The 25,077-nt window shown below is 71.1% G+C and carries 23 protein-coding genes; 17 read left to right on the top strand and 6 right to left on the bottom strand.

Going from position 1 to position 25,077, the window contains the following annotated elements; genetic code table 11:
• Positions 1 to 45 precede the first annotated feature (45 nt).
• The gene (locus tag ACIQJT_RS31220) at positions 46 to 1,173 is read left to right on the top strand and encodes a ferrochelatase (RefSeq protein ID WP_365456551.1); all 1,128 of its coding nucleotides are present in this window, start codon (positions 46 to 48) and stop codon (positions 1,171 to 1,173) included.
• Between the two features lie 8 nt (positions 1,174 to 1,181).
• A complete protein-coding gene (locus ACIQJT_RS31215; protein ID WP_365456554.1) occupies positions 1,182 to 1,997 on the top strand; it encodes an inositol monophosphatase family protein in 816 nt (271 codons plus the stop codon).
• A gap of 125 nt (positions 1,998 to 2,122) precedes the next feature.
• Here ACIQJT_RS31215 and ACIQJT_RS31210 read toward each other — a convergent pair whose 3' ends face one another.
• A complete protein-coding gene (locus tag ACIQJT_RS31210; RefSeq protein WP_176729907.1) occupies positions 2,123 to 2,287 on the bottom strand; it encodes a hypothetical protein in 165 nt (54 codons plus the stop codon).
• A 412-nt stretch (positions 2,288 to 2,699) separates the two neighbouring features.
• Between ACIQJT_RS31210 and ACIQJT_RS31205 the strand changes: the two genes are divergently transcribed.
• The 4 genes from ACIQJT_RS31205 to ACIQJT_RS31190 all read left to right on the top strand — a co-directional run bounded on the left by ACIQJT_RS31205 (position 2,700) and on the right by ACIQJT_RS31190 (position 6,209).
• The gene (locus tag ACIQJT_RS31205) at positions 2,700 to 3,353 is read left to right on the top strand and encodes a response regulator transcription factor (protein WP_030605557.1); all 654 of its coding nucleotides are present in this window, start codon (positions 2,700 to 2,702) and stop codon (positions 3,351 to 3,353) included.
• Between the two features lie 5 nt (positions 3,354 to 3,358).
• Positions 3,359 to 4,597: a HAMP domain-containing sensor histidine kinase gene (locus ACIQJT_RS31200; protein ID WP_365456558.1), complete on the top strand. Its 1,239-nt coding sequence runs from the start codon at positions 3,359 to 3,361 to the stop codon at positions 4,595 to 4,597.
• A gap of 405 nt (positions 4,598 to 5,002) precedes the next feature.
• The gene (locus tag ACIQJT_RS31195) at positions 5,003 to 5,299 is read left to right on the top strand and encodes a DUF4193 domain-containing protein (RefSeq protein ID WP_005481602.1); all 297 of its coding nucleotides are present in this window, start codon (positions 5,003 to 5,005) and stop codon (positions 5,297 to 5,299) included.
• 13 nt (positions 5,300 to 5,312) lie between these two features.
• A complete protein-coding gene (locus ACIQJT_RS31190; RefSeq protein ID WP_402649155.1) occupies positions 5,313 to 6,209 on the top strand; it encodes a hypothetical protein in 897 nt (298 codons plus the stop codon).
• Positions 6,210 to 6,272: 63 nt separating this feature from the next.
• Here ACIQJT_RS31190 and ACIQJT_RS31185 read toward each other — a convergent pair whose 3' ends face one another.
• Positions 6,273 to 6,737 (bottom strand): DUF3093 domain-containing protein, encoded by a 465-nt coding sequence (locus ACIQJT_RS31185; RefSeq protein ID WP_053848497.1) that lies wholly within the window; start codon positions 6,735 to 6,737, stop codon positions 6,273 to 6,275.
• Between the two features lie 58 nt (positions 6,738 to 6,795).
• On the opposite strand from ACIQJT_RS31185, the gene ACIQJT_RS31180 reads away from it, so the two are divergent.
• The 9 genes from ACIQJT_RS31180 to ACIQJT_RS31140 all read left to right on the top strand — a co-directional run bounded on the left by ACIQJT_RS31180 (position 6,796) and on the right by ACIQJT_RS31140 (position 16,138).
• Positions 6,796 to 7,380, top strand: coding sequence for a PaaI family thioesterase (locus ACIQJT_RS31180; RefSeq protein ID WP_402649152.1), 585 nt, complete (start codon positions 6,796 to 6,798; stop codon positions 7,378 to 7,380).
• Entirely contained in the window at positions 7,377 to 7,928 is a 552-nt protein-coding gene (gene dut / locus ACIQJT_RS31175) for a dUTP diphosphatase (RefSeq protein ID WP_402649149.1), read from the top strand. The genes ACIQJT_RS31180 and dut overlap by 4 nt, the downstream gene beginning before the upstream one ends.
• Position 7,929: 1 nt before the next feature.
• A complete protein-coding gene (locus tag ACIQJT_RS31170) occupies positions 7,930 to 8,688 on the top strand; it encodes a DUF3710 domain-containing protein (RefSeq protein ID WP_365456571.1) in 759 nt (252 codons plus the stop codon).
• Positions 8,689 to 8,863: 175 nt separating this feature from the next.
• Positions 8,864 to 10,030 carry an alginate lyase family protein gene (locus ACIQJT_RS31165; protein WP_402649145.1) on the top strand — a complete coding sequence of 389 codons (1,167 nt, stop codon included), beginning with the start codon at positions 8,864 to 8,866 and terminating at the stop codon, positions 10,028 to 10,030.
• Between the two features lie 94 nt (positions 10,031 to 10,124).
• Positions 10,125 to 10,817, top strand: a complete 693-nt coding sequence (locus ACIQJT_RS31160) for an ABC transporter ATP-binding protein (RefSeq protein ID WP_365456577.1) — start codon at positions 10,125 to 10,127, stop codon at positions 10,815 to 10,817.
• Positions 10,818 to 11,701: 884 nt separating this feature from the next.
• A complete protein-coding gene (locus ACIQJT_RS31155; RefSeq protein WP_402649141.1) occupies positions 11,702 to 14,245 on the top strand; it encodes an ATP-binding protein in 2,544 nt (847 codons plus the stop codon).
• Positions 14,242 to 14,925, top strand: coding sequence for a response regulator (locus ACIQJT_RS31150; RefSeq protein WP_365456583.1), 684 nt, complete (start codon positions 14,242 to 14,244; stop codon positions 14,923 to 14,925). The genes ACIQJT_RS31155 and ACIQJT_RS31150 overlap by 4 nt, the downstream gene beginning before the upstream one ends.
• 46 nt (positions 14,926 to 14,971) lie before the next feature.
• Positions 14,972 to 15,370 carry an OB-fold nucleic acid binding domain-containing protein gene (locus ACIQJT_RS31145; protein WP_053848505.1) on the top strand — a complete coding sequence of 133 codons (399 nt, stop codon included), beginning with the start codon at positions 14,972 to 14,974 and terminating at the stop codon, positions 15,368 to 15,370.
• 3 nt (positions 15,371 to 15,373) lie between these two features.
• Positions 15,374 to 16,138 carry a DUF3159 domain-containing protein gene (locus ACIQJT_RS31140; protein ID WP_365456586.1) on the top strand — a complete coding sequence of 255 codons (765 nt, stop codon included), beginning with the start codon at positions 15,374 to 15,376 and terminating at the stop codon, positions 16,136 to 16,138.
• 61 nt (positions 16,139 to 16,199) lie between these two features.
• Here the strand turns inward: ACIQJT_RS31140 and ACIQJT_RS31135 are convergent, their stop codons facing one another.
• Positions 16,200 to 16,874, bottom strand: coding sequence for a TrkA family potassium uptake protein (locus ACIQJT_RS31135; RefSeq protein WP_053848507.1), 675 nt, complete (start codon positions 16,872 to 16,874; stop codon positions 16,200 to 16,202).
• Positions 16,874 to 17,545 (bottom strand): TrkA family potassium uptake protein, encoded by a 672-nt coding sequence (locus ACIQJT_RS31130; protein ID WP_053848508.1) that lies wholly within the window; start codon positions 17,543 to 17,545, stop codon positions 16,874 to 16,876. The genes ACIQJT_RS31135 and ACIQJT_RS31130 overlap by 1 nt, the downstream gene beginning before the upstream one ends.
• A 383-nt stretch (positions 17,546 to 17,928) precedes the next feature.
• Here ACIQJT_RS31130 and ACIQJT_RS31125 point away from each other — a divergent pair, with 383 nt between their 5' ends.
• Both ACIQJT_RS31125 and ACIQJT_RS31120 read left to right on the top strand, forming a co-directional pair.
• Positions 17,929 to 19,974, top strand: coding sequence for an APC family permease (locus ACIQJT_RS31125; protein ID WP_365456589.1), 2,046 nt, complete (start codon positions 17,929 to 17,931; stop codon positions 19,972 to 19,974).
• A gap of 69 nt (positions 19,975 to 20,043) precedes the next feature.
• The gene (locus ACIQJT_RS31120; RefSeq protein WP_402649134.1) at positions 20,044 to 21,372 is read left to right on the top strand and encodes a class I SAM-dependent RNA methyltransferase; all 1,329 of its coding nucleotides are present in this window, start codon (positions 20,044 to 20,046) and stop codon (positions 21,370 to 21,372) included.
• Between the two features lie 100 nt (positions 21,373 to 21,472).
• Here ACIQJT_RS31120 and ACIQJT_RS31115 read toward each other — a convergent pair whose 3' ends face one another.
• Both ACIQJT_RS31115 and ACIQJT_RS31110 read right to left on the bottom strand, forming a co-directional pair.
• Positions 21,473 to 24,298, bottom strand: a complete 2,826-nt coding sequence (locus ACIQJT_RS31115; protein WP_402649131.1) for an FtsX-like permease family protein — start codon at positions 24,296 to 24,298, stop codon at positions 21,473 to 21,475.
• Between the two features lie 5 nt (positions 24,299 to 24,303).
• Positions 24,304 to 25,008, bottom strand: a complete 705-nt coding sequence (locus ACIQJT_RS31110) for an ABC transporter ATP-binding protein (protein ID WP_402649128.1) — start codon at positions 25,006 to 25,008, stop codon at positions 24,304 to 24,306.
• Positions 25,009 to 25,077 lie beyond the last annotated feature (69 nt).

Raw genomic sequence — 25,077 nt, 5'->3', positions numbered from 1 at the left:
CCCCGCCGTTTCGTGGCTGTCAGTACCGGATGACAGGATCGACCCATGCGAGACGCGCTCGACGCCACCCCCTACGACGCCCTGCTCCTGCTCTCGTTCGGAGGCCCCGAGGGCCCGGACGACGTGGTCCCGTTCCTGGAGAACGTGACGCGCGGGCGCGGCATCCCCAAGGAACGCCTGAAAGAAGTCGGGCAGCACTACTTCCTGTTCGGCGGGGTCAGCCCCATCAACGACCAGAACCGCGCCCTGCTGGACGCCCTGCGCAAGGACTTCGCGGACCACGGCCTGGACCTGCCGGTCTACTGGGGCAACCGCAACTGGGCGCCCTACCTCACCGACACCCTGCGCGAGATGGTCGCCGACGGCCGCCGCCGCATCCTGGTCCTGGCCACCAGCGCCTACGCCTCCTACTCGGGCTGCCGCCAGTACCGCGAGAACCTCGCCGACTCACTGGCCGCCCTGGAGGCCGAGGGCCTTCAGCCGCCGAGGATCGACAAGCTGCGGCACTACTTCAACCACCCCGGCTTCGTGGAGCCCATGATCGACGGGGTGGTCCAGTCCCTCGCCGAGCTCCCCGAAGAGGTGCGCGACGGTGCCCACATCGCCTTCTCGACCCACTCGATACCGAACGCGTCCGCGGACACCTCGGGGCCGGTGGAGGGCCACGGCGAGGGCGGCGCGTACGTAGCGGAGCACCTGGAGGTCGCCCGGCTGATCGCGGACGCCGTCCGCGAGCGCACCGGCGTCGACCACCCCTGGCAGCTCGTCTACCAGTCGCGGTCCGGCGCCCCGCACATCCCATGGCTGGAGCCCGACATCTGCGACCACCTGGAGGAGCGCCACGCGTCCGGCGTCCCGGCCGTGGTGATCGCGCCCATCGGCTTCGTCTCCGACCACATGGAGGTCCTCTACGACCTCGACACCGAGGCCAGGGCCAAGGCAGAGGAGCTCGGCCTGCCGATGCGCCGCTCGGCGACCGTCGGGGACGACCCGCGCTTCGCCGCCGCCGTCCGCGACCTGGTCCTGGAGCGGGCCGCGGTCGAGCGGGGACAGCAGGTCACGCCCTGTGCCCTCGGCACGCTCGGGGCCTCCCACAACGTCTGCCCGGTCGGCTGCTGCCCGGCCCGCGCCCCCAAGCCCGCCGCCGCGGGCGCCGACAGCCCGTACGCGTGAGGAGCCCCGTGACCGACCCCCTGCACGCGGAACTGCTGCGGCTGGCCCGGGAGGCCGCCGGTCGCGCCGGTGCCCTGCTGCGCGACGGCCGCCCGGCCGACCTCGAGGTCGCCAGGACCAAGTCCAGTCCCATCGACGTGGTGACCGAGATGGACATCGCGGCCGAGAAGCTGATCACGAACCTGATCTCCGAGCACCGCCCGGACGACGGCTTCCTCGGCGAGGAGGGCGCCTCCACCGAGGGCACCAGCGGCGTCCGCTGGGTCATCGACCCCCTCGACGGCACGGTCAACTACCTGTACGGACTTCCGACTTGGTCCGTCTCCATCGCCGCCGAGCAGGACGGTGAGACGGTCGTCGGGGTCGTCGCGGCGCCGATGCGCGGCGAGACCTACCACGCGGTCCGCGGCGAGGGCGCCTGGGCCACGGGCGCGTGGGAGGGCGAGCGCCGGCTGGCCTGCCGCCCGGCGCCGCCCCTGGACCAGGCCCTGGTGTCGACGGGCTTCAACTACGTCACCGAGGTCCGCGCCCACCAGGCCGAGGTGGCCCAGAGGCTGATCCCCCTGCTGCGCGACATCCGCCGCGGCGGCTCGGCGGCGATCGACCTGTGCGACCTGGCCGCGGGCCGCCTGGACGGCTATTACGAGCGGGGCCTGAACGCCTGGGACTACGGGGCGGGCGACCTCATCGCCCGGGAAGCGGGCGTGCTGACCGGTGGCCGCCCCGGAGAGCGCCCCAACCCGGCCCTGACCGTCGCCGGTACCCCGGGGGTCTTCGAGCCCCTCCAGCAGCTCCTGGAGGACTTCGGCGCCTGGCACGACTGACGGGCCGACTCCGGGCGAACACGAGGTGAACGGACCCGTGCGCCCACGCGGCGGGCCCCCGGCGCTGGATTCGCCGGGGGCCCGCCGTCGTGCGTGAAGCTGTCGTGCGTGAAGCCGATCAGACGCTAGGCGCCGACCTCCACACCGTGTTCGGCAGCGAGGCGGCGCAGGTCGTCGAGCTCGCCCTGTTCCACCTCGACGAGGAAGTCGTCGCCCTCGTCACGAGCCCGCGTCAGGTCGGTCTCGGTCGCCCTTATGCGCTGCAGAAGTCCTGCGGTGAATGCGTCCATCCTGCGCCCCCTCGTCCTGGGTCGTGGGTCGGTGGCACGGGGGTGTGCCGTCGGGAGGGGCGATCACGTCTCTTTGCAGGTGCCCAGCGCTGCCCTGGCCGGGCGGCGACGGTGCCGGACACCACGCCCGCTCTGCGGAAGCGGATCGCACCATGCCGCATGGTGGTACGGCACATGCAGAGCGTGATCGCGGGGTGTAAAGCCGTCCTCCCCCCGCTCGTTTCGACGGAAACCTCAACCACGCGAGAAAATCCCGCATTCCCGTTCCCGCATCTGTCTTTCAGTCGCCCCTCGCCCGCCTTACAGCCGACTTATGGCCGAAAAGGGCAGGATGGAGGCAACACTCACCCGGATCCCTGCCCGCGCGTGCCCAAAGCGCGCTACGCGGGTGGACACAGGAAGGACAAGCGACGTGCGCGTACTCGTCGTCGAGGACGAGCAACTGCTCGCCGATGCGGTGGCCACCGGACTGCGCCGGGAGGCCATGGCCGTCGACGTCGTGTACGACGGTGCGGCCGCCCTGGAGCGCATCGGCGTCAACGACTACGACGTGGTCGTCCTCGACCGTGACCTCCCCCTGGTCCACGGCGACGACGTCTGCCGCAAGATCGTCGAACTCGGCATGCCCACGCGCGTGCTGATGCTCACGGCCTCCGGTGACGTCAGCGACCGCGTCGAGGGACTCGAGATCGGCGCCGACGACTATCTGCCCAAGCCGTTCGCGTTCAGCGAGCTGACGGCACGCGTGCGTGCCCTCGGCCGGCGCACCAGCGTGCCGCTGCCGCCGGTCCTGGAGCGTGCCGGGATCAAGCTCGACCCCAACCGCCGCGAGGTGTTCCGCGACGGCAAGGAGGTCCAGCTCGCGCCCAAGGAGTTCGCCGTCCTGGAGGTGCTGATGCGCTCCGAGGGCGCCGTCGTCTCCGCCGAGCAGCTCCTGGAGAAGGCCTGGGACGAGAACACCGACCCCTTCACCAACGTCGTGCGGGTGACCGTCATGACGCTGCGCCGCAAGCTGGGCGAACCCGCGGTGATCGTGACCGTCCCCGGCTCGGGCTACCGGATCTGATACCCGTGGCCTCCACTCCCGCGCCTCCCCAGGCGCCCCCGAAGCCCACCTGGGACCCCAGGAGGCCGGCCCCGCCGCTGCCCTGGCTGCGCCCGACCATCCGCATAAGGCTCACGCTGCTGTACGGCGGCATGTTCCTGATCGCGGGCATCCTGCTGCTGTCGATCATCTACCTGGTGGCCGCGCAGGCGCTGAACGTCGGCAGCAAACTGCCCTTCGAGATCAACACGGGCAGTGTCACCAGCGACATCTGCCGCAACCTGCCCTCGAGCGGCACCTCGGAGGTCATGAACAAGGCCATCAACGCCTGCGTCAACGACCAGCGTCAGCACGCCCTCGACGACCTCCTCAGCCGCTCGCTGCTGGCCCTGCTCGGCCTCGCGATCATCGCCTTCGCGTTCGGCTACGCCATGGCGGGACGTGTCCTGTCCCCGCTCGGGCGGATCCTGCGCACCGCGCGCGCGGTGGCCGGCTCGGACCTCTCCCGCCGCATCGAGCTGGACGGCCCGGACGACGAGCTCAAGGAGCTGGCCGACACCTTCGACGACATGCTGGAGCGCCTGGAGCGGGCCTTCACGGCCCAGCAGCGCTTCGTCGGCAACGCCTCGCACGAGCTGCGGACACCGCTCGCGATCAACCGCACGCTCCTGGAGGTGCACCTGTCCGATCCGGGCGCCCCGGTGGAGCTCCAGCAGCTCGGCAAGACCCTGCTGGCCACCAACGAGCGCAGCGAGCAGCTCGTGGAGGGCCTGCTGCTGCTCGCGCGCAGCGACAACCAGATCGTCGAGCGCAAGCCCGTGGACCTCGCCGAGGTGGCCGGGCAGGCGATCGACCAGGTGCACGGCGAGGCGGCGGCCAAGGGCGTGGCCATCCGCGGCGAGCAGAGGACGGCGGTCGTCCAGGGCAACGGCGTCCTGCTGGAGCGCATCGCCCTGAACCTGGTGCAGAACGCCGTGCGCTACAACGTCCCCGAGGGCGGCTGGGTCGAGGTGACCACGGAGGTCCAGCACGGCCAGGCCGTGCTCACGGTGACCAACACCGGCCCCGTCGTGCCGGCGTACGAGGTCGACAACCTCTTCGAGCCCTTCAAGCGGCTGCGCGGCGCCGACCGCACCGGCAGCGACAAGGGCGTCGGACTCGGACTGTCCATCGTGCGGTCCGTGGCGCGGGCGCACGGCGGGCACATCACCGCTCAGCCGCGCGAAGGGGGTGGACTCGTGATGCGAGTCACCCTTCCGGTCTGAGATCATGGCCCCCGCACCGAGACCGACATACAGGGATGTTCGCTTTGCGCGGAATTTTCTGGGCACTTGGAGGACTGCCCCCTGTGTGATCGATCACAAGGGAGAATTTCCAGCCATCCACTCTCCGTGATCATGCACCCTGTCGGAAAGCCGGGAAAATCCGGGTTTTCAGGGGTCCTGATCACGGGAAGTACACGGTGAGACGCCTTTGAAGTGCGGGATTCGGACCGTGTACGGTCCCGATCGCCATCCAACCCGATCACTCAAGAGGAGTCCGGTTGGGTGTCGATTGAGTAACAGACCTTGATGTGAGGCAAAATCTCCGCCTCGGGTCGGGCACAAGTCCGGCCTCTCACGCGTTACGTGCGCTGGAGACACCGCAGACACCCAGAGGGGGAGAGCGACATGGCAACGGATTACGACACCCCACGCAAGACCGACGACGACGTCGACTCGGACAGCCTTGAAGAGCTCAAGGCGCGTAGGAACGACAAGTCGACCTCCGCAGTGGACGTCGACGAGTTCGAGGCCGCCGAAGGCCTGGAACTGCCCGGAGCGGACCTCTCGAACGAAGAGCTGGCCGTCCGGGTGCTGCCCAAGCAGCAGGACGAGTTCACCTGCATGAGCTGCTTCCTGGTGCACCACCGCAGCCAGCTGGCCCGCGAGAAGAACGGCCAGCCGATCTGCCGCGACTGCGACTGAGGGCGGGTCGGGCATGACTGGCTCGACCCCTCCCTGGAAGCGCCGCTCTCTCCGCAGGGGAGCGGACCAGGGGCCGTCCGACGGCCCCCACCGCGCGCGTGACGACGAGCGGGGCTCCGCCGATCCGGGAGCCTCGCTCGAACCGGTCGCCGGCCGGGCTGACCTCCCGGCGACGACCGGATCGACCGGACCGGCCGCGCCCGTCGCCAGACGACGGGTGGCGGCGATCCGGGACAGGGCCCGGGAAGGGGCCCGCAAGGGCGGCAGCCGGGCCAGGGCGGGCCTGGCGTATCTCGCCGACCGGATCATCGAGAACGCCCCGCGTATCCCCGTACGCGACCTCGCGACCCTCCGGCGCCAGTTCCCGGGGCTGGGCCCCGAGGAGCTCGCGGACAAGCTCGTCACGGGCGCCGCGAGCGCCACGGCGACGGTCGGAGCGGGGATCGGCGCCGCGGCGATGCTCCCCGTGCCGCCCGCCATGCCGACCGAACTGGCCGCCGAGATCACCGGTGTGGCCGCCATCGAGCTGAAGCTGATCGCCGAACTCCACGAGGTCTACGGCGTACGACCGCCCGGCAACCTCAAGGAGCGCAGCACCGCGTACCTGAACTCCTGGTCGGGGGAGCGCGGGATCGACGTCAAGAAGCCGGCGACGGTGAGCGGTGCCCTCAACAGCCAGATGAAGCAGCAGTTGCGGCAGCAGATCATGAAGCGGATGATCCGCGACCTGCCGAACCTCATGCCGTTCCTGGTCGGCGCGGCCGTCGGGGCGGTCATGAACCGCCGGGACACCAGAAAGCTCGCCGGGCGGATCCGCAAGGACCTGCGCAAGGTCCAGGTGCCCTGGAGCGACCTGCCGGCACTGCCGGCCCTGGAGGTCCCGAAGAACCCGCTGGAGCTGGAGAAGTAAGACTTCCGTGAGAAGTCGGGGCCGCACCGACCCGACGGTCGGGTGAAGCCGTGCACGAACGTTCTAGGCGGCGGCCGTGCGGGCCGTTCGCAGCGCCTCGGCCAGCCGCTCCGGCTCGCGCGTCGACAGGTACAGGTAGGGCGTCGGGTCGTCCGGGTCGGTGACCTCCACCTTCAGCGCCCTCGGGATGTAGGCCCGCAGCAGCAGAAAGGCGCGGGTGTCGGCCTTGTAGGTCCGCCAGGCGCGCGCCTCCTCCGGGTCGAGGATCTCCGCCTCGCCCAGCGCCGACACCGGGATCTTCGCCTCGCCCGCGATCAGCGAGTCACCCACGACGCGGATGCGCAGCGAGCCGTAGGAGCTGGCGACGACCGCCGCCGCGGCGGTGCCGCCGACCAGACCGCCGAGCAGCGGGAGCGTCCCGAAGGGGAGCAGGATCAGCGCGAAGGAGACCCCGACCAGGAAGGAGATCAGCCACCAGGAGCGGGGGGCGGTGAGGCGTTCGTCGTACGGGACGGCGGAGGGCTGCATGGAACCAAGCTTGGCACGGTGTCCGGACACCTCCGACGCGCGGGTAAGGTCTGCGCCTGTGAGTGGTACTTCCCCGGCTCTCCAGCCTCCCGCCGACGCGTCGCAACCTGTGCGACACCCGGAAGCCCCTGCGCCCGGTGAGCTGCTCGGTGCGCACTACGGCCAGTGTTTCGGCTGTGGCGGCGAGCAGCCGCACGGGCTGCACCTGGAGGCGCGGGCCGGCGAGGGGGTCTCGGTCACCGCCGAGTTCACCGTGCGCCCCGCCCATCAGGGTGCTCCCGGCCTCGCGCACGGCGGCGTGCTCGCCACCGCCCTCGACGAGACCCTGGGCTCGCTCAACTGGCTGCTGCGCACGATCGCCGTGACCGGACGCCTGGAGACCGACTTCGTACGGCCGGTGCCGGTCGGCACGGTGCTGTACCTGGAGGCCGAGGTGACCGCGGTGGCCGGACGGAAGATCTACTCGACCGCGACCGGCCGGATCGGGGGTCCCGAGGGGCCCGTCGCGGTCCGCGCCGACGCCCTGTTCGTCGAGGTCAAGGTCGACCACTTCATCGACAACGGCCGCCCGGACGAGATCCGGGCCGCCATGGACGACCCGGACCAGGTCCGTCGTGCCCGTGCCTTCGAGGTGAACCCGTGAGCCGTGACCCCCTGAACGTGCTGATCCGGCGCGTCGACCCCGACGTACCGCTTCCGTCGTACGCGCACCCCGGTGACGCGGGGGCCGATCTGCGGACCACCGAGAGCCGTGAACTCAGGCCCGGCGAGCGGGCCGTGCTGCCCACGGGGGTGTCTGTGGCGCTGCCGGAGGGGTACGCGGCCTTCGTGCACCCACGATCCGGTCTCGCCGCCCGCTGCGGTGTCGCTCTCGTGAATGCCCCGGGGACGGTTGATGCCGGGTACCGTGGGGAGATCAAGGTGATCGTGGTGAATCTCGACCCGCACGAGTCGGTGCGGTTCGAGCGTTTCGACCGGATCGCCCAACTCGTCGTCCAGCAGGTCGAGAGGGTCCGCTTCCAGGAGGTCGCGGAGCTTCCCGAGTCGGCACGGGCCGAGGGGGGCTTCGGGTCCACCGGCGGTCACGCCGCCGTGGGCGACGGGGGCGATACAGGCGATGCGGCCGCCGCGGGCGGTCATACGGGTGGGAATCGATACGCTTCGGTCGTATCCGACCGGGAAGGACAGTGACGTGTTCGGACGTCGCAAGAAGAAGGGTGCCGCCGAGGACGCGGCCGGCGAGGCCGAGCAGGTCGTCGACAGCGTCGACACTGAGGCGGACGACGTGGAGCGCGAGCGCGTGCGGCTGGAGCCGGAGCCGCGGCCCGACGGGCCCTGGGACAGCACCGAGGTGCGCGACCCGGCCGAGGGCCGGGTGGACCTGGGCGGTCTCTTCGTGCCCGGCGTCGACGGCATGGAGCTGCGGGTCGAGGTCGCGGGCGACGCCATCGTCGCGGCCACCGTCGTGCTGCGCGACAGCGCCATCCAGCTCCAGGCCTTCGCCGCGCCCAAGCGCGAGGGCATCTGGGGCGAGGTGCGCGAGGAGATCGGCTCCGGCATCACCCAGCAGGGCGGCATCGTCGACGAGGTCGAGGGTCCGCTGGGCTGGGAGCTGCGTGCCCAGGTGCCGGTGCAGCTGCCGGACGGCACGGGCGGCTTCCAGGTCGTGCGGTTCGTGGGTGTGGACGGCCCGCGCTGGTTCCTGCGCGGTGTGATCTCGGGTCAGGGCGCGGTGCAGCCGCAGGCGGCCGGGCTCCTGGAGCAGATCTTCCGGGACACGGTCGTGGTCCGCGGCGAGGGCCCGATGGCGCCCCGCGACCCGATCGTCCTCAAGCTGCCGAACGACGCCCAGATGGTCCCCGAGGGCGTCCAGCAGCAGGAAGAGGGCTCCCGCTTCTCCGGCGGCATGGGCCAGCTCCAGCGCGGCCCGGAGATCACCGAGGTCCGCTAGGCGTACGACATCGAGGGCCGCCCCCCGTCTCGGGGTGCGGCCCTTCCGCATGCACGGGGCGTTTTCGTGCGCGGGGCCTTGACGCGGGATTGGTCTGTACCTACCTTCTCGGCTCAACGCGTCTGTTCACAAAGGCGCTTCACGTTCATATACGAGAACGGAAGGCCCCCCACGTATGCGCAGAACCGCTCTCCTGGCCGCCGTCGCGGCCCTCGCCGCCGGTGCTCTCGCCGTGCCCGCCGACGCGGCGCCCGCCACCTTCGCCCACCCCGGAGTCACTGTCTCCCAGGGGCAGTTGGACTTCGCCCGCAGCAAGGTCAACGCGGGTGCCCAGCCCTGGAAGGGCGCCTTCGACGCCATGCTGGCGAGCAAGTACGCCGACCTGAACCGCACGCCCAAGCCGCGGGCGGTCGTCGAGTGCGGCTCGTACTCGAACCCCAACTACGGCTGCACCGACGAGCGCGAGGACGCGATCGCCGCCTACACCGACGCGCTCGCCTGGTACATCACCCGCGACGAGCGGTACGCCAAGAAGTCCATCCAGCTCATGGACGCCTGGTCGGCCGTGATCACGGACCACACCAACAGCAACGCGCCCCTCCAGACCGGCTGGGCGGGCTCCACCTGGCCCAGGGCCGCCGAGATCATCAAGTACACGTACAGCGGGGGCTGGGCGAACTCCGGACGCTTCGCGACCATGCTCCGGAACGTCTACCTGCCCGAGGTCATCAACGGCTCGAACTCCAACGGCAACTGGGAGCTGTCGATGATGGAGGCGGCCGTCGGGATCTCCGTCTTCCTGGAGGACAGGACGTCGTACGACAAGGCCATGGCGAAGTTCCGCACCCGTACCGCGGCCTACGTGTACCTCGCCTCCGACGGTGAGCTGCCGAAGACCGTGCCGAGCCAGAACCTCAACACCCGGGACAAGATCGTGGGTTACTGGCAGGGGCAGTCCACCTTCGTCACCGGGCTCACCCAGGAGACCTGCCGGGACTTCACCCACACCGGGTACGGCATCTCCGCGATCTCGCACGTCGCCGAGACGAGCCGGATCCAGGGGGAGGACCTGTACGGCACGGACGTGGGCGAGCGGCTGCGGCAGGCGCTGGGGTTCCAGTCCAAGTACGAGCTGGGGACGGCCGTGCCGAGCTGGCTGTGCGGCGGGTCGCTGAAGCTGGGGCTCGGGCCGGTCACCGAGGTCGGGTACAACGCGCTGCACAACAGGCTCGGCGTGGCCATGACCAACACGCAGACGCTGACCGAGCGGAACCGGCCGGCGGGCAGCAACAACCTCTTCGTGGCCTGGGAGACCCTCACGCACGGGGACAACCCGAGCTGAAGCTGTTGAAGGCCGGGCGCCGGACGGTGATACTGGCGCCCGGTTTCGCGGGTTCGCGGGTGTCGCGGTCTCGTGGTCTCACGGGGGAGGACGCATGACGCAGGTGGTCACCGAGACCATGGTGCGGGTCGAGGACATCCACAGGTCGTTCGGTGAAGGGGCCGCGGCGGTGCACGCGCTGCGCGGGGTCTCCTTCGAGGTGCCGCGCGGTGAACTCGTCGCCCTCAAAGGGCGTTCGGGCTCCGGGAAGACCACGCTCCTCAACATCGTCGGCGGGCTCGACCGGCCGGACCGGGGACGGGTCGAGCTCGACGGGGTCGACATCGCGGAGCTGGACGAGGACGGGCTGCTGGCCCTGCGCCGGGACCGTATCGGCTTCGTGTTCCAGTCCTTCGGGCTCATCCCGATCCTCACCGCGGCCGAGAACGTGGGCGTGCCGATGCGGCTGCGCCGGATGGACGCACGCGCGCGTGAGGAGCGCGTCGAACTGCTGCTGGCCCTGGTCGGACTCGCGGACCACGCCGGGCAGCGGCCCGGAGAGCTCTCCGGGGGCCAGCAGCAGCGGGTCGCCATCGCCCGAGCGCTGGCCAACAACCCCTCCCTCCTCGTCGCCGACGAGCCGACCGGCCAACTGGACGCGGAGACCGGCCACGCGGTCATGGAGCTGCTGAGGGCCGTCGTACGCAGCGAGAACGTCACGGCCCTGGTCGCCACACACGACGCGACCCTGCTGGACCTGGCGGACCGGGTGCTGGAGTTGGGGGACGGGGAGATCGTGGGGGCTTGAGACGCCTCGCCCGAGGAGCCGGCCGCGCGGCGGGTTCGGCCTGGACGGGGTCGGCTTCCGTGGGCGCGGGGGGTGGCGGTAGTGGTCCGGGAGGGCTGCGGAGCGGTTCCGGTGCGTGCGGGGTCGCTTGCCGGGTTCGGGTTGCCGCCCGGCAGTGGGGGCGCGGCGGTGGTCGCCGGTCATGGCCGTGGGGCCCGGGGACGCGGCTTTTTCCGGACGGGACATCGAGGCCGGCCAGCAGCAGTCGAGGGCCGTCTCGCGGCGCGCGGGGCTGGGGGACTTTCCGGGCTGGGGAGCGAGCCGCGGTCCGGGGTTCCGTCACGTGAGTGGGGGCTGTGGAGCCCATTGCAGGGGGTGGACGGGGCTCAACGTGCCGGGGCCTCGCCGAGACCTCGCGGCGCCCTCACCGAGGCTGTGCGGCGCGGTTCCCTCCCGACGGCGGGTAGGGCTGTAGCGCCTTCTGCCGAGGGGTGGCGCCGTCATGAGCCCCCGAACCGCTCAGGGTCTGTCCCGAGGTCTCCGGCGTGTCCCACGAGGACGGGTCGGGCTGTGCAGCCCGTTGCCGGGCGGCCGGGGGCACCTCAGGGTTCGATGCCTGACGCGCCCAGCGTCTCCCTGTGGTCTCCGTGCCTCCCTGTGAAATGACAGCTGTGCCGCCGGGAGGATCGGAGCGCCTGGTGCCGTTCCGGGGCGACCGGCCGGGCCGGTGAGTCCAGTGCCTTCACTGGGCGCTCGAAGCGTCCGGTGCCCTGAGGCCCCCGCCGCCGCCCCCGTCAGGGTCTCGTCAAAGACCGCTCGTGGGGCCTCTCCCGGGCGCCCCCGTGGCGTCGGCGGTCGTAAGGTCGTCGCTGGGCAGGTGGTGGTGACCGGAAGACGATGGGGACATGGGACGCGGCAGGCTTCGGATCTATCTCGGCGCGGCGCCGGGCGTCGGGAAGACGTACGCGATGCTGGCCGAGGCGCACCGCAGGAGTGAGCGGGGCACCGACTGTGTCGTGGGGGTCGTGGAGCATCACGGTCGGCCGCGGACCGAGGCGATGCTGCACGGGCTGGAGCAGGTGCCGCGCCGGGAGGCCGGTGTCGTCACCGAGATGGACGTGGACGCCGTCCTGCGCCGCGCCCCCGCCGTAGCCCTGGTGGACGAACTCGCCCACACCAACGCCCCGGGCTCGCGCAACGCCAAGCGCTGGCAGGACGTGGAGGAACTGCTCGCGGCCGGGATCGACGTGGTCTCGACGGTGAACATCCAGGACCTGGAGTCGCTCGGTGACGTGGTCGAGTCGATCACCGGGGTGCGGCAGCGCGAGACCGTGCCCGACGAGGTCGTACGGCGGGCCGACCAGATCGAGCTTGTCGACATGTCACCCCAGGCGCTCAGAAGGCGGATGGCGCACGGCAACATCCATCAGCCCGACAAGGTCGACGCGGCCCTGTCCAACTACTTCCGGCCCGGCAACCTCACCGCCCTGCGGGAGCTCGCGCTGCTGTGGGTGGCCGACCGGGTCGACGAGCACCTCAAGCAGTACCGCAGTGAGCACCGGGTCTCGACGATCTGGGGGTCCAGGGAGCGGATCGTCGTCGGGCTGACCGGCGGTCCGGAGGGCCGGACGCTGATCCGGCGGGCCGCGCGCCTCGCCGAGAAGGGGGCCGGCGGCGAGGTGCTCGCCGTCTACATAGCCCGCAGCGACGGACTGACCTCCGCCTCGCCCAAGGAACTCACCGTGCAGAGGACCCTCGTCGAAGATCTTGGCGGAACCTTTCACCACGTGGTCGGCGACGACATACCGGCCGCCTTGCTCGACTTCGCGCGCGGTGTCAACGCCACCCAGATCGTCCTCGGCTCCTCCCGCCGCAAGACCTGGCAGTACGTCTTCGGGCCCGGCGTCGGCGCGACCGTGGCCCGCGAGTCCGGGCCCGACCTGGACGTGCACATCGTCACCCACGAGGAGGTCGCCAAGGGGCGCGGACTGCCCGTCGCCCGCAACGCGCGGCTCGGACGGACCCGGGTCCTGTGGGGCTGGCTGGTCGGACTGGCCGGACCGGTGCTCCTGACGGTCCTCCTCACCACCGTCGACCTCGGCCTCGCCAACGACATGCTGCTGTTCCTGGCGGTCGTGGTGGCCGCGGCCCTGCTCGGCGGGCTCTTCCCCGCGCTCGCCTCGGCAGCGGCCGGCTCGCTGCTGCTGAACTACTTCTACGCACCGCCCCTGCACCGCTGGACCATCGCCGACCCGAAGAACATCGTCGCCATCGTGATCTTCGTGGGCGTCGGCGTCTCGGTCGCCTCCGTCGTCGACCTGGCGGCCAGGCGGACCCATCAGGCCGCCCGGCTGCGCGCCGAGGCGGAGATCCTGTCCTTCCTCGCCGGCAACGTGCTGCGCGGCGAGACCGGCCTGGAGGAGCTCCTGGAGCGGGTGCGCGAGACCTTCGGCATGGAGTCGGCGGCCCTGCTGGAGCGGGCGGGCGGAGCCGAGCCGTGGACCTGCGCGGGCCGGGCGGGACTCGGGCCGCCCGTGGAGCGGCCCGAGGACGCCGACGTCGACATGCCGGTGGGGGACCACATGGCGCTCGCGCTCACCGGACGGGTGCTGCCCGCCGAGGACCGCCGGGTGCTCGCCGCCTTCGCCGCCCAGGCCGCCGTCGTCCTGGACCGCAGCAGGCTCCAGGAGGAGGCCGACCGGGCCCGCACCCTGGCCGAGGGCAACCGCATCCGTACCGCGCTCCTGGCGGCCGTCTCGCACGACCTGCGGACCCCGCTCGCCGGGATCAAGGCGGCCGTCTCCTCGCTCAGGTCCGACGACGTGGCATGGTCGGAGGAGGACCGGGCGGAGCTCCTGGAGGGCATCGAGGAGGGCGCCGACCGGCTGGACCACCTGGTGGGCAACCTGCTCGACATGTCCCGCCTCCGGACCGGCACGGTCACCGCGATCGTCCGGGAGATCGACCTCGACGAGGTGGTGCCGATGGCGCTCGGCGGGGTGCCCGACGGCAGCGTGGACCTGGACGTCCCGGAGACCCTGCCGATGGTCGCCGTCGACTCGGGACTGCTGGAGCGGTCGGTGGCCAACCTGGTCGAGAACGCCGTCAAGTACAGCCCGCCCGGCACCCCCGTCCGGGTCTCCGCCAGCGCCATCGCCGACCGCGTCGAGGTACGGGTCGTCGACCGCGGCCCCGGCGTCCCCGACGAGGCGAAGGAGCGCATCTTCGCGCCCTTCCAGCGCTACGGCGACGCCCCGCGCGGCGCCGGTGTGGGGCTCGGGCTCGCCGTGGCCCGGGGTTTCGCGGAGGCCATGAACGGCACCCTCAACGCGGAGGACACGCCCGGGGGCGGCCTCACCATGGTGCTGACGCTCCGCGCGGCACACACGCGTGCGGAGCTCCCCGCCGATCCCGCCGCAACGGCAGAACCCGAAAGGCAGGCCACATGACCAGGGTGTTGGTCATCGACGACGAGCCGCAGATCGTGCGCGCCCTCGTGATCAACCTCAAGGCGCGCAAGTACGAGGTCGACGCGGCGCACGACGGCGCCACCGCACTCGAGCTCGCCGCCTCCCGCCACCCCGACGTGGTCGTCCTCGACCTGGGCCTGCCCGACATGGACGGCGTCGAGGTGATCAGGGGGCTGCGCGGCTGGACCAGGGTGCCGATCCTCGTGCTGTCCGCCCGGCACTCCTCCGACGAGAAGGTCGAGGCGCTGGACGCGGGCGCCGACGACTACGTCACCAAGCCCTTCGGCATGGACGAGCTGCTCGCCCGGCTGCGGGCCGCCGTGCGGCGCGCCGAGCCCGCGGGAGGCGGCGAGGAGGACGTCCTGGTGGAGACCGGCGAGTTCACCGTCGACCTGGCCGCGAAGAAGGTCCGCAGGCACGACAGGGACGTTCGTCTCACCCCCACCGAGTGGCACCTGCTGGAGGTGCTGGTCCGCAACAGCGGCCGGCTCGTCGGCCAGCGGCAGCTCCTCCAGGAGGTCTGGGGGCCGTCGTACGGGACGGAGACGAACTACCTGCGGGTCTACATGGCCCAGCTCCGGCGGAAGCTGGAGGCGGACCCCTCGCATCCCAAGCACTTCGTCACGGAACCGGGCCGGGGATACCGGTTCGAACGCTAGTGCTGCGGGTACAACGCTGTCGGCGCACCCCGGTACGCTTTCGGATATGAGTGCTGTTCCCCGTTCCGAGAAGCCGGTGGGCCGGTTCCGGCGCATGCTCGACCGGCTGTCCTCGTCGCAGGAGGACCTGGAGTCCGAGGAGCTGCGGGAGGACACCGCGACCGCAGGCTGCACCCGGATCGGTGACTGCCACGACCGTCAGATCGTGACCGTTACTGGTACCTTGCGCACGGTCACCCTGCGTCCGCGTGCGGGCGTCCCGGCCCTGGAGGCCGAGCTGTTCGACGGCTCCGCCGCCCTCGACGTGGTGTGGCTCGGCCGGCGCTCCATCGTCGGGATAGAACCGGGGCGCAAGCTGATCGCCTCCGGGCGGATCTCGATGAGCCGGGGCCGCCGGGTGCTGTTCAATCCCAAATACGAACTCCGACCCCTCGGACGGGAGTAGCCGGTGACGTCTCTCGACAAGCCGACCGAAGACACTCAGGCCGACGACGCACGGGCGGTGACCGAGGCCGCCCTGTTCGAGGCGTTCGGCGGCGTCCGGGGCATGGTCGAGACGGTACTGCCGGGCCTGCTCTTCGTCACGATCTTCACGATCAACAAGGACCTGCACCTGTCGGCGATCGCCGCGCTCGCGGTCTCGCTGCTGCTGGTCGTGGTCCGCCTGGTCATGCGGGACACCGTCAAGCACGCCTTCAGCGGGGTCTTCGGCGTCGCCTTCGGTGTCGTCTTCGCGATGATGACGGGCAACGCCAAGAACTTCTACCTGCCCGGCATGCTCTACACCCTGGGCCTGGGCCTCGCCTACGTCGTCACCACGCTCGCGGGCGTGCCGCTGATGGGGCTCATCCTCGGCCCGGTCTTCAAGGAGAACCTCTCCTGGCGGACCCGCAACCCCGGCCGCAAGAAGGCGTACGCCAAGGCCAGTTACGCCTGGGGCGGCATCCTGCTCGCCAAGTGCGCGATCCTCTTCCCGCTGTACTGGTGGGCCGACACCGCGCAGCTCGGCTGGGTCCTGGTCGCCCTGAAGATCCCGCCGTTCCTGCTGGCCGTATGGCTGACCTGGGTCTTCCTCGCGAAGGCGCCCGCTCCGATCGACGTGTTCGCGGAGATGGAGGCGGAGGAGAAGGCCGCAGAGGAGCGCAGGGCGGCGCAGGCCGCGGACCACGGGGACACCGAGGCCGCGGGCGGACGGCACCGGCGCGAGGCCTAGACCCCTCCACGACGACGGAGGGCGCCCTGCACACGCAGGGCGCCCTCCGTCGTCGTACCGTCTAGGAGGCTTCCTCCCGGCGGACCGACAGCAAATCCTCGAGCTGTTCCTCGCGGGCCTGGGCGGCCACGAAGAGGAGTTCGTCGCCCGCCTCCAGGGAGTCCTCCTGGGACGGGGTGAGGACCCGGGTGCCGCGGATGATGGTGACCAGGGAGGTGTCCTCGGGCCACTCCACATCGCCGACCGTCGTGCCGGCCAGCGCCGACTCCTCGGGCAGGGTCAGCTCCACGAGGTTCGCGTCGCCGTGGCTGAAGCGGAGCAGGCGGACCAGGTCGCCGACGCTCACCGCCTCCTCGACCAGGGCGGACATCAGGCGCGGGGTGGAGACGGCGACGTCCACGCCCCAGGACTCGTTGAACAGCCACTCGTTCTTCGGGTTGTTCACCCGGGCGACGACCCGCGGGACGCCGTACTCCGTCTTCGCCAGCAGGGAGACGACCAGGTTGACCTTGTCGTCGCCGGTCGCGGCGATCACGACGTTGCAGCGCTGGAGCGCGGCCTCGTCCAGGGAGGTGATCTCGCAGGCGTCGGCGAGCAGCCACTCCGCCTGCGGGACGCGCTCGACCGAGATGGCGGTCGGCGCCTTGTCGACGAGAAGGACCTCGTGGCCGTTCTCCAGCAGTTCGCCCGCGATCGAGCGGCCGACCGCACCGGCACCGGCAATGGCGACCCTCATCAGTGACCGCCCTCCTCTTCGGGACCCTTGGCGAAGGACGCCTCGACCTTGTCGACCTCGTCGGTGCGCATCATCACGTGCACCAGGTCGCCCTCCTGCAACACCGTCTGCGAGGTGGGCAGGATCGCCTCGCCGAGGCGGGTCAGGAACGCCACGCGGACGCCCGTCTCCTCCTGCATCCTGCTGATCTTGTGGCCGACCCAGGCGGACGAGGCGTGCACCTCGGCCAACTGGACGCCACCGGTGGGATCGCGCCACAACGGCTCCGCCCCCGAGGGCAGCAGCCGGCGCAGCATCTGGTCCGCCGTCCAGCGGACCGTGGCCACCGTCGGGATGCCCAGGCGCTGGTAGACCTCGGCACGCCGGGGGTCGTAGATGCGGGCGGCGACGTTCTCGATGCCGAACATCTCGCGGGCCACACGCGCGGCGATGATGTTGGAGTTGTCGCCGCTGGAGACCGCGGCGAAGGCGCCGGCCTCCTCGATGCCCGCCTCGCGCAGGGTGTCCTGGTCGAAGCCGACTCCGGTGACGCGACGGCCGCCGAAACCGGAGCCCAGTCGTCGGAAGGCGGTGGGGTCCTGGTCGATCACGGCGACCGTGTGCCCCTGTTGCTCCAGGGTCTGGGCGAGAGCGGAACCCACTCTCCCGCAGCCCATGATGACGATGTGCACGACCGTCCTTCCGGTGTCAACAGTTACTGCTCAGCCACATCAGGGTCTCAGACAGAGGCCCAAGCTACACACGCGCGGTAGGACGACGGCACCCCTGTGCACGGTTGCCCGTGACTTCGTTCCGATCAACGGCGGCTGATGCTGCGGACGCTCGCGAGAGTCAGGAATCCGAGGCCGACGAGGGTGGCTGCGGCGCCGATCAGCTCTGCGGTCGTGTGCACGGAACCTCCGGAGGCGGTAAGGGGGGCGGGGTCTTGTCATATAGGCATGCGCATCCGGTGCCCCACGGAATCCGTAGCCGGGCGGCCGCCGATTTCACCCGGAGAGCAGATGCGGGGTGCCGGGTGGTTGCCCGCCCGTTCGAACGCTTACGCTTCTCTGTTGTGTCCAAACTGACCGACGTGCCCAAACGGATCCTGATCGGGCGCGCACTGCGCAGTGATCGGCTCGGGGAAACGCTCCTGCCGAAGCGCATCGCCCTTCCCGTGTTCGCCTCCGACCCGCTGTCGTCCGTGGCGTACGCGCCCGGCGAGGTGCTGCTGGTCCTGTCCATCGCGGGCGTGTCGGCGTACCACTTCAGCCCCTGGATCGCCGTCGCGGTCGTCGTGCTGATGTTCACCGTGGTCGCCTCCTACCGGCAGAACGTGCACGCGTACCCGAGCGGCGGCGGCGACTACGAGGTGGCCAACACCAACCTCGGTCCCAAGGCCGGCCTCACGGTCGCCAGCGCCCTGCTCGTGGACTACGTCCTCACGGTCGCCGTCTCCATCGCCTCCGGCATCGAGAACCTCGGCTCGGCGATCCCCTTCGTGGTCGAGCACAAGGTGTTCTGTGCGATCGGCGTGATCGTCCTGCTGACCCTGATGAACCTGCGCGGGGTCAAGGAGTCCGGCTCGCTCTTCGCGATCCCGACCTACGTCTTCGTCGCGGGCGTCTTCGTCATGATCGCGTGGGGAGCGTTCCGCGGCCTGGTGCTCGACGACACCATGCGGGCGCCGACGGCGGACTACCACATCAAGGCCGAACACCAGGGTCTGGCCGGTTTCGCCCTGGTCTTCCTGATGCTGCGCGCTTTCTCCTCCGGCTGTGCCGCGCTCACCGGCGTCGAGGCGATCTCCAACGGCGTGCCCGCCTTCCGCAAGCCCAAGTCGAAGAACGCGGCGACCACGCTCGCCGCGATGGGCCTGCTGGCGGTCACCATGTTCTGCGGGATCATCGCGCTGGCCATGGCCACCAAGGTCCGCATGGCCGAGAACCCGGCCGTCGACCTGATCCACAACGGCGTCGCCGTCGGCTCCGACTACGTCCAGAACCCGGTGATCTCCCAGGTCGCCGAGGCCGTCTTCGGCAAGGGCAGCTTCCTGTTCATCGTGCTCGCCGCGGCCACCGCGCTGGTGCTGTTCCTCGCCGCGAACACCGCGTACAACGGCTTCCCGCTGCTGGGCTCGATCCTCGCCCAGGACCGCTACCTCCCCCGCCAGCTCCACACCCGCGGCGACCGCCTCGCCTTCTCCAACGGCATCGTGCTGCTGGCCGGCGCGGCCGGACTCCTGGTGTGGATCTACGGCGCCGACTCGACCCGGCTGATCCAGCTCTACATCGTCGGCGTGTTCGTGTCCTTCACGCTCAGCCAGACCGGCATGGTCCGGCACTGGAACCGCCACCTGGCGACCGAGAAGGACGCCGCCACACGCAGCCACATGATCCGCTCCCGTGCGATCAACGCCTTCGGCGCCTTCTTCACGGGGCTCGTCCTGGTCGTCGTGCTGGTCACCAAGTTCACCCACGGCGCCTGGGTGGCCCTGCTCGGCATGTGCATCTTCTACGCGACGATGACGGCGATCCGGAAGCACTACGACCGGGTGGCAGAGGAGATCGCGGCGCCCGAGGGCCCGAGCGACGACAGTCTGCGGCCGTCCCGCGTCCACTCCGTCGTCCTGATCTCCAAGATCCACCGCCCGGCGCTGCGGGCACTGGCGTACGCCAAGCTGATGCGCTCGGACTCCCTGGAGGCCCTGAGCGTCAACGTCGACCCGGCCGAGACCAAGGCGCTGCGCGACGAGTGGGAGCGGCGCGGGATCGACGTACCGCTGAAGGTGCTGGACTCGCCGTACCGCGAGATCACCCGGCCGATCATCGAGTACGTGAAGGGGCTGCGGAAGGAGTCGCCGCGGGACGCGGTGGCCGTGATCATCCCCGAGTACGTGGTGGGCCACTGGTACGAGCATCTGCTGCACAACCAGAGCGCGCTCCGGCTCAAGGGCCGGCTGCTGTTCACGCCGGGGGTCATGGTGACCTCGGTGCCGTACCAGCTCCAGTCCTCGGAGGCGGCGAAGCTCCGGGCCAAGCGGCGGCAGGAGTGGAACGCGCCGGGTGCGGTGCGCCGTGGTCCGGCCGAGCGGGCGAAGGAGCCGTCGGCGCCGAAGTAGACTGGTGGGCTGTTGTCCTGGCGGGTCGTCGTCCCGCCTCTTCCCTTGACGTTGTGGAGTCACCCCGCCATGCAGGCAGAACCGAAGAAATCGCTGGTGGGGCAGGAGTTCGAGGTCGAGGTCGGCCCCGTCGCCCACGGCGGGCACTGCATCGCCCGCACGGACGACGGCCAGGTGCTGTTCGTCCGGCACACGCTGCCCGGCGAGCGGGTCGTGGCCCGGGTCACCGAGGGCGAGGAGGGCGCGCGGTTCCTGCGCGCCGACGCGGTGACGGTCCTGGAGGCGTCCAAGGACCGCATCGAGGCGCCCTGCCCCTACGCCGGTCCCGGCCGCTGCGGCGGCTGCGACTGGCAGCACGCGAAGCCCGGGGCTCAGCGGCGTCTGAAGGGCGAGGTGGTCGCCGAGCAGCTGAAGCGGCTCGCCGGTCTCACGCCCGAGGAGGCCGGCTGGGACGGCACGGTGATGCCGGCCGAGGGCGACAAGCTGCCGGCCGGCGAGGTGCCCGCCTGGCGCACCCGCGTGCAGTACGCGGTGGACGCCGACGGCAACGCCGGTCTGCGCCGCCACCGTTCGCACGAGGTCGAGCCGATCGAGCACTGCATGATCGCCGCGCCGGGCGTCAGCGAGCTCGGCATCGAGGAGCGCGACTGGTCCGGGATGGCCTCCGTGGAGGCGATCGCGGCCACCGGCTCCCAGGACCGCATGGTCATCCTGGAGCCCCGCCCCGGCGCCCGCCTCCCCCTGGTCGAACTCGACAAGCCCGTCTCCGTGATGCGCGTCGAGGAGAAGGACGGCGGCATCCACCGCGTCCACGGCCGGGCCTTCGTGCGCGAGCGCGCCGACGGCCGCACCCACCGGGTGGGCAGCGGCGGCTTCTGGCAGGTCCATCCGCAGGCCGCCGACACCCTGGTCAAGGCGGTCATGCAGGGGCTGCTGCCGCGCAAGGGCGAGATGGCGCTCGACCTGTACTGCGGTGTCGGCCTGTTCGCGGGGGCGCTGGCCGACCGCCTCGGCGACAAGGGCGCCGTCCTCGGCATCGAGTCCGGCAAGCGCGCGGTCGAGGACGCCCGCCACAACCTCGCCGCCTTCGACCGGGTCCGCATCGAGCAGGGCAAGGTCGAGAGCGTCCTGCCGCGCACCGGCATCACCGAGGTCGACCTCATCGTCCTCGACCCGCCGCGCGCGGGAGCGGGCCGCAAGACCGTGCAGCACCTGTCGTCCCTGGGCGCCCGGCGCATCGCGTACGTCGCCTGCGACCCGGCCGCGCTGGCGCGGGACCTGGGCTACTTCCGGGACGGGGGGTACCGGGTGCGGACGCTTCGGGTGTTCGACCTCTTCCCGATGACCCATCACATGGAGTGCGTCGCGATCCTGGAGCCCGCCGCAAAGGGGCTCTGACCTGCGATTTCCCAGGTTGTTCCGGTTTCCCGGCCCGTGAGCGCGGCCGAGGTCCTCCGCTGTGCGAAGCCGCCGCCACCGGCGGTGGCGGCGGCTCGGGTCAGTCGGCGGCGAGCAGGTGGGCGGGGGCGATCCGGGACAGCCCCCGGATCGGCACCGTCAGGGCCGCCACCACCAGGGCGGTCGCCGCGAGCGTGGCCAGCAGCGCGGCGCCGGCGACCGGAAACAGGTGACCGTGCAGCACGCCCCGGCCGAGGGTCAGCACCCCGGCCAGACCGAGCACGGCACCGGACAGGCCGCCCAGCAGAGCCAGTCCGATCCCCTCGTAGAGGGTCAGCTTCGCCAGCTCGCGGTTGGTCCAGCCGGTCGCCCGCAGCACCGCGAGATCGGCGGCGCGTTCACGCTGCGAGATGACCAGGACGTCGATGGCGCCGGCCGCGCCCAGCAGCAGGGAGAGGGCGACGCTGAGGTAGTCGGCCTCGCGCGCCTGCGCCACCACGGCACTGCCCAGCAGCGACCCGGCCACCTCTCCCCGGAAGGCCAGCGTCAGGGCGAGCAGCACGGTGAACGCGGCCACTCCCAGCGCCAGCCCGGCCGCACCCAGCAGCGTGCGGCCCCGCACCCGCAGCAGGTTGAGCACGGCCAGTCCGGCCACCGAACGCACCGGGTGCGGGCGGCGGGCCGCCGTCACCGGGGGCCGGACGGCCTCCATCGGTCCCAGCCGGGTGGCGAGCCAGGCGGGGATCAGGCCCGCCGCCGTGGCCAGGAGGAGCGCCACCGGGAGCACGAGGAGTGACTTGGCGCCGGCTTCTGGCTGGCCCAGCACCCGGCCCAGCACGTACGCGAGCACCGTGCCCACGGCTCCGGCGGCGAGGCCGATCAACGCCAGTTCGGCGAGGACCAGGCGGAGCACTTCGCCACCGCTCCAGCCGAGGCAGCGCAGCGTGCCGATCTCGGTGCGACGTGAGCGCACCGAGGCCAGCGCGGCCTGGCCGATGAAGAGCGCGCACACGACGAGGACCAGCAGGAAGAGCACCGCGCTCTTGGTGTCCACCGCCCGGAGGATGCGCAGTGCCACGCCCTTGGCGACCCAACGCTCCGTCACCTGCGCCGAGTCGGCCAGTGCCACCGTCTGCGGTGCGGGCGAGCTGCCGACCGTGACGTCGACCTGGAGCCGGGGGTAGGTGGCCCGGATCTTGCCGGCCACCGCGTTCACCCGTGCCCGGGAGGCGGTGTCCACCCCGGTCACTCCGGCCACCCGGATCCTGATCGCGCTGACCGGCGCCTTGTCCTGGAGGCTCGGGACCCGACGGCTCCCGGTGAGCGCGGTGACGGAGTCCATCGTCGTCAGCATGGTGGGCGGCGGGCTGACGTAGCCGCCCAGGTTGCGGTCGGGCTGCAACGGCCTGCCGTGCAGCTTCGCCCGGGTCGCGCTGTCCGCACCGGTGACCTGCGGGGTCTGGTAGGTCTCCAGCGGGGTGTCGGACAGGGGCGAGAAGCCGGGCAGTCTGCCGGTGTCATAGCGGCCGACCAGGCGGACGAAGGGATTGGGCAGGCGTCCGGAGTCCACGCCGTCGCACCTGCCCAGGCCGATGCAGTCCGTGGCGGCGTGACTGGTCACCTTCCGGTACTGGGTGCCCTGGTGGTTCTCCTCGGGGACGTTGGGGAACGGCTGCTGGTTCGAGTTGGTGATCCACAGGCCGGGCTTCTGCGGGGGCTGCGGCTGCGCGGCGAGGTCGCCGTCGGAGGTCCGGCGGTAGGTGACCGGGCCGACCGTCCAATAGCTGCCGGTGTCGAACGAGTTCTCGGTCAGTGCCTTCCGGTAGCCCTTGCTCAGGTCGACGCGGGTCGTGCCCACCGGTGTGCCGCGCAGGTCACGGACGAAGCGGCCGGCCGTCGGGTTGCCCAGTTTCGAGGGCAGCTCGGCCGGGTCGCCGACGTCGAGCCGCTCGACCGTGGCGTCGAGCGTGCCGGTGGTCAGCGGGGCGTCGCTGAGCAGTGCGGGGATGTAGGTGTCGTGCCGGCCGTGGACGCTCTTGGCGCCCGACACCCGCCACGGCTTGTCCTGCTCGGTGAGCATCCGGCCCGAGGCGATGGTGCCGCCCAGGCCCACCAGCCGGTCCTCGGCCACCGGGTCGACGGCGGACAGCAGTACCGGGTAACTGACCGGAACGTCGATCGTGGCCTTGGCCCGGCCGGACTGGCAATTCATCCGCGAACTCAGGTCCGGGTCGAACGGCGACCTGTCCCTGAGGTCCTCGGCGATCATGTTCGGCTTCAACGGCAGATCCAGGTTGAACTGGGTCTGCTCGGTCTTGTCCCAGTTGAAGTAGTAGCAGACGTCGTACTTCCCCTTGATCCGGTACCGCTGGGTGCTCCTGTCGGCCGCACCCGTCTCCAGGGTGTCGGACTGGAAGAGACCGTCCGACTCCGACGCCGACGTCAGGGGGGAGCGGGTGAGGTAGACGTACTCGTCCGAGGTGCGGTAGCTGCCCAGTCCGGAGGTGAGCACCGGGCGGATGCGCAGGATCTGCCGGGACGCCTTCCCGTCCAGGAAGCGGGACACGTCCACCGTGACGGTGCTCGCCACCATGAGATAGCCGATGTTGGCGACCGGTGCGGCCACGTCGATGCCGGCCATGCCGCGGATGCGCCGGTACTGGTCGACGGTGATGCCGCCGAACGTGCCGGACAGGAAGTTCGGCGCGACCAGACCGCTGCGCCGCTCCACGTCCGTCTGCGAGCCGGGCGGGCGTACCAGGACGTCGTACGCGGAGCGTGAGTTCTTCCGGACCGTGCCCACGGTGGTCGCCTGGCTCGTGCTCACCGTCGCGGTCAGCAGGGTGAAACTGGTCGCCGCCACCAGGATTCCGGCGGCCAGGGCCAGCGCGCGCCCGCGCCGCCGCCGCAGCTGGTCGAGAACCATCGTCATCACGGGCGCAGGCCCCCCAGCCGGTTCAGCACGTCGCCGGACGGTGTGATCCGCTGGTCCGAGGTGATCCTGCCGTCCTGCAACCGCACCACCCGGTCACCGCTCGCGGCGACCTCGGCGTCGTGCGTGGCGATCAGCATCGTCATCCCGTAGCGCTCCCGCAGCGACATCAGCAGGTCGATGATCTCCCGCCCGATGACGCTGTCCAGGTTGCCCGTGGGCTCGTCGGCCAGTAACAGTCCCGGCCGGTTGATCAACGCCCGTGCGACGGCGACGCGTTGCTGCTGGCCGCCCGACAACTGGGAGGGCAGGGCGTCGGCCCGCTGGTCCAGGCCCACGGCTTCGAGCAACTCCATGCCGCGCGCACGCCGGTCGAAGTCCACTCTGCGCGGCAGGACGGGGGCGAGCACATTGTCCAGCGCGGTCAGCGCGGGCAGCAGGTGGAAGCGCTGGAAGACGAAGCCGACGCGCCGCCGGTGACGGTCCAGGTCCCGGGGTTTCAGTCGTGTGCCGTCGATCTCGACGTGCCCCTCGTCGGGCAGGTCCATCCCGCCCGTCACATGCAGGACGGTGGATTTGCCGGCGCCGGACGGCCCGGTCAGCATCACCACCTCGCCGGCCGCGACCTCCAGGTCGATCTCGTCCAGAGCGGTCAGGCCGGGATACCGGCGGCTCACCCCGCGCAACGCCACGCTCACAGCCATGTGTCCAGCCTCGCCCTCAGCACGCCCGTACATCCCCGCCCATGCATTGCGACAATGCAGGGGTATGTT

The sequence above is a fragment of the Streptomyces sp. NPDC091972 genome, from assembly GCF_044756385.1.
Taxonomy (GTDB): Bacteria; Actinomycetota; Actinomycetes; order Streptomycetales; family Streptomycetaceae; genus Streptomyces.
The sequence above is the reverse complement of the archived record's forward strand: the minus strand, read 5'-3'. Positions and strand labels throughout refer to the sequence as shown.

What these genes read in the sequence shown, in the direction of transcription:
- ACIQJT_RS31115 (WP_402649131.1), bottom strand. Translation starts at nt 24,298, where the DNA reads ATGGTTCTCGACCAGCTGCGGCGGCGGCGCGGGCGCGCGCTGGCCCTG.
- ACIQJT_RS31190 (WP_402649155.1), top strand. Translation starts at nt 5,313, where the DNA reads ATGACTGGCTCGACCCCTCCCTGGAAGCGCCGCTCTCTCCGCAGGGGA.
- ACIQJT_RS31120 (WP_402649134.1), top strand. Translation starts at nt 20,044, where the DNA reads ATGCAGGCAGAACCGAAGAAATCGCTGGTGGGGCAGGAGTTCGAGGTC.
- ACIQJT_RS31150 (WP_365456583.1), top strand. Translation starts at nt 14,242, where the DNA reads ATGACCAGGGTGTTGGTCATCGACGACGAGCCGCAGATCGTGCGCGCC.
- ACIQJT_RS31135 (WP_053848507.1), bottom strand. Translation starts at nt 16,874, where the DNA reads ATGAGGGTCGCCATTGCCGGTGCCGGTGCGGTCGGCCGCTCGATCGCG.
- ACIQJT_RS31220 (WP_365456551.1), top strand. Translation starts at nt 46, where the DNA reads ATGCGAGACGCGCTCGACGCCACCCCCTACGACGCCCTGCTCCTGCTC.
- ACIQJT_RS31185 (WP_053848497.1), bottom strand. Translation starts at nt 6,737, where the DNA reads ATGCAGCCCTCCGCCGTCCCGTACGACGAACGCCTCACCGCCCCCCGC.
- ACIQJT_RS31155 (WP_402649141.1), top strand. Translation starts at nt 11,702, where the DNA reads ATGGGACGCGGCAGGCTTCGGATCTATCTCGGCGCGGCGCCGGGCGTC.
- ACIQJT_RS31165 (WP_402649145.1), top strand. Translation starts at nt 8,864, where the DNA reads ATGCGCAGAACCGCTCTCCTGGCCGCCGTCGCGGCCCTCGCCGCCGGT.
- ACIQJT_RS31195 (WP_005481602.1), top strand. Translation starts at nt 5,003, where the DNA reads ATGGCAACGGATTACGACACCCCACGCAAGACCGACGACGACGTCGAC.
- ACIQJT_RS31110 (WP_402649128.1), bottom strand. Translation starts at nt 25,008, where the DNA reads ATGGCTGTGAGCGTGGCGTTGCGCGGGGTGAGCCGCCGGTATCCCGGC.
- ACIQJT_RS31160 (WP_365456577.1), top strand. Translation starts at nt 10,125, where the DNA reads ATGACGCAGGTGGTCACCGAGACCATGGTGCGGGTCGAGGACATCCAC.
- ACIQJT_RS31145 (WP_053848505.1), top strand. Translation starts at nt 14,972, where the DNA reads ATGAGTGCTGTTCCCCGTTCCGAGAAGCCGGTGGGCCGGTTCCGGCGC.
- ACIQJT_RS31210 (WP_176729907.1), bottom strand. Translation starts at nt 2,287, where the DNA reads ATGGACGCATTCACCGCAGGACTTCTGCAGCGCATAAGGGCGACCGAG.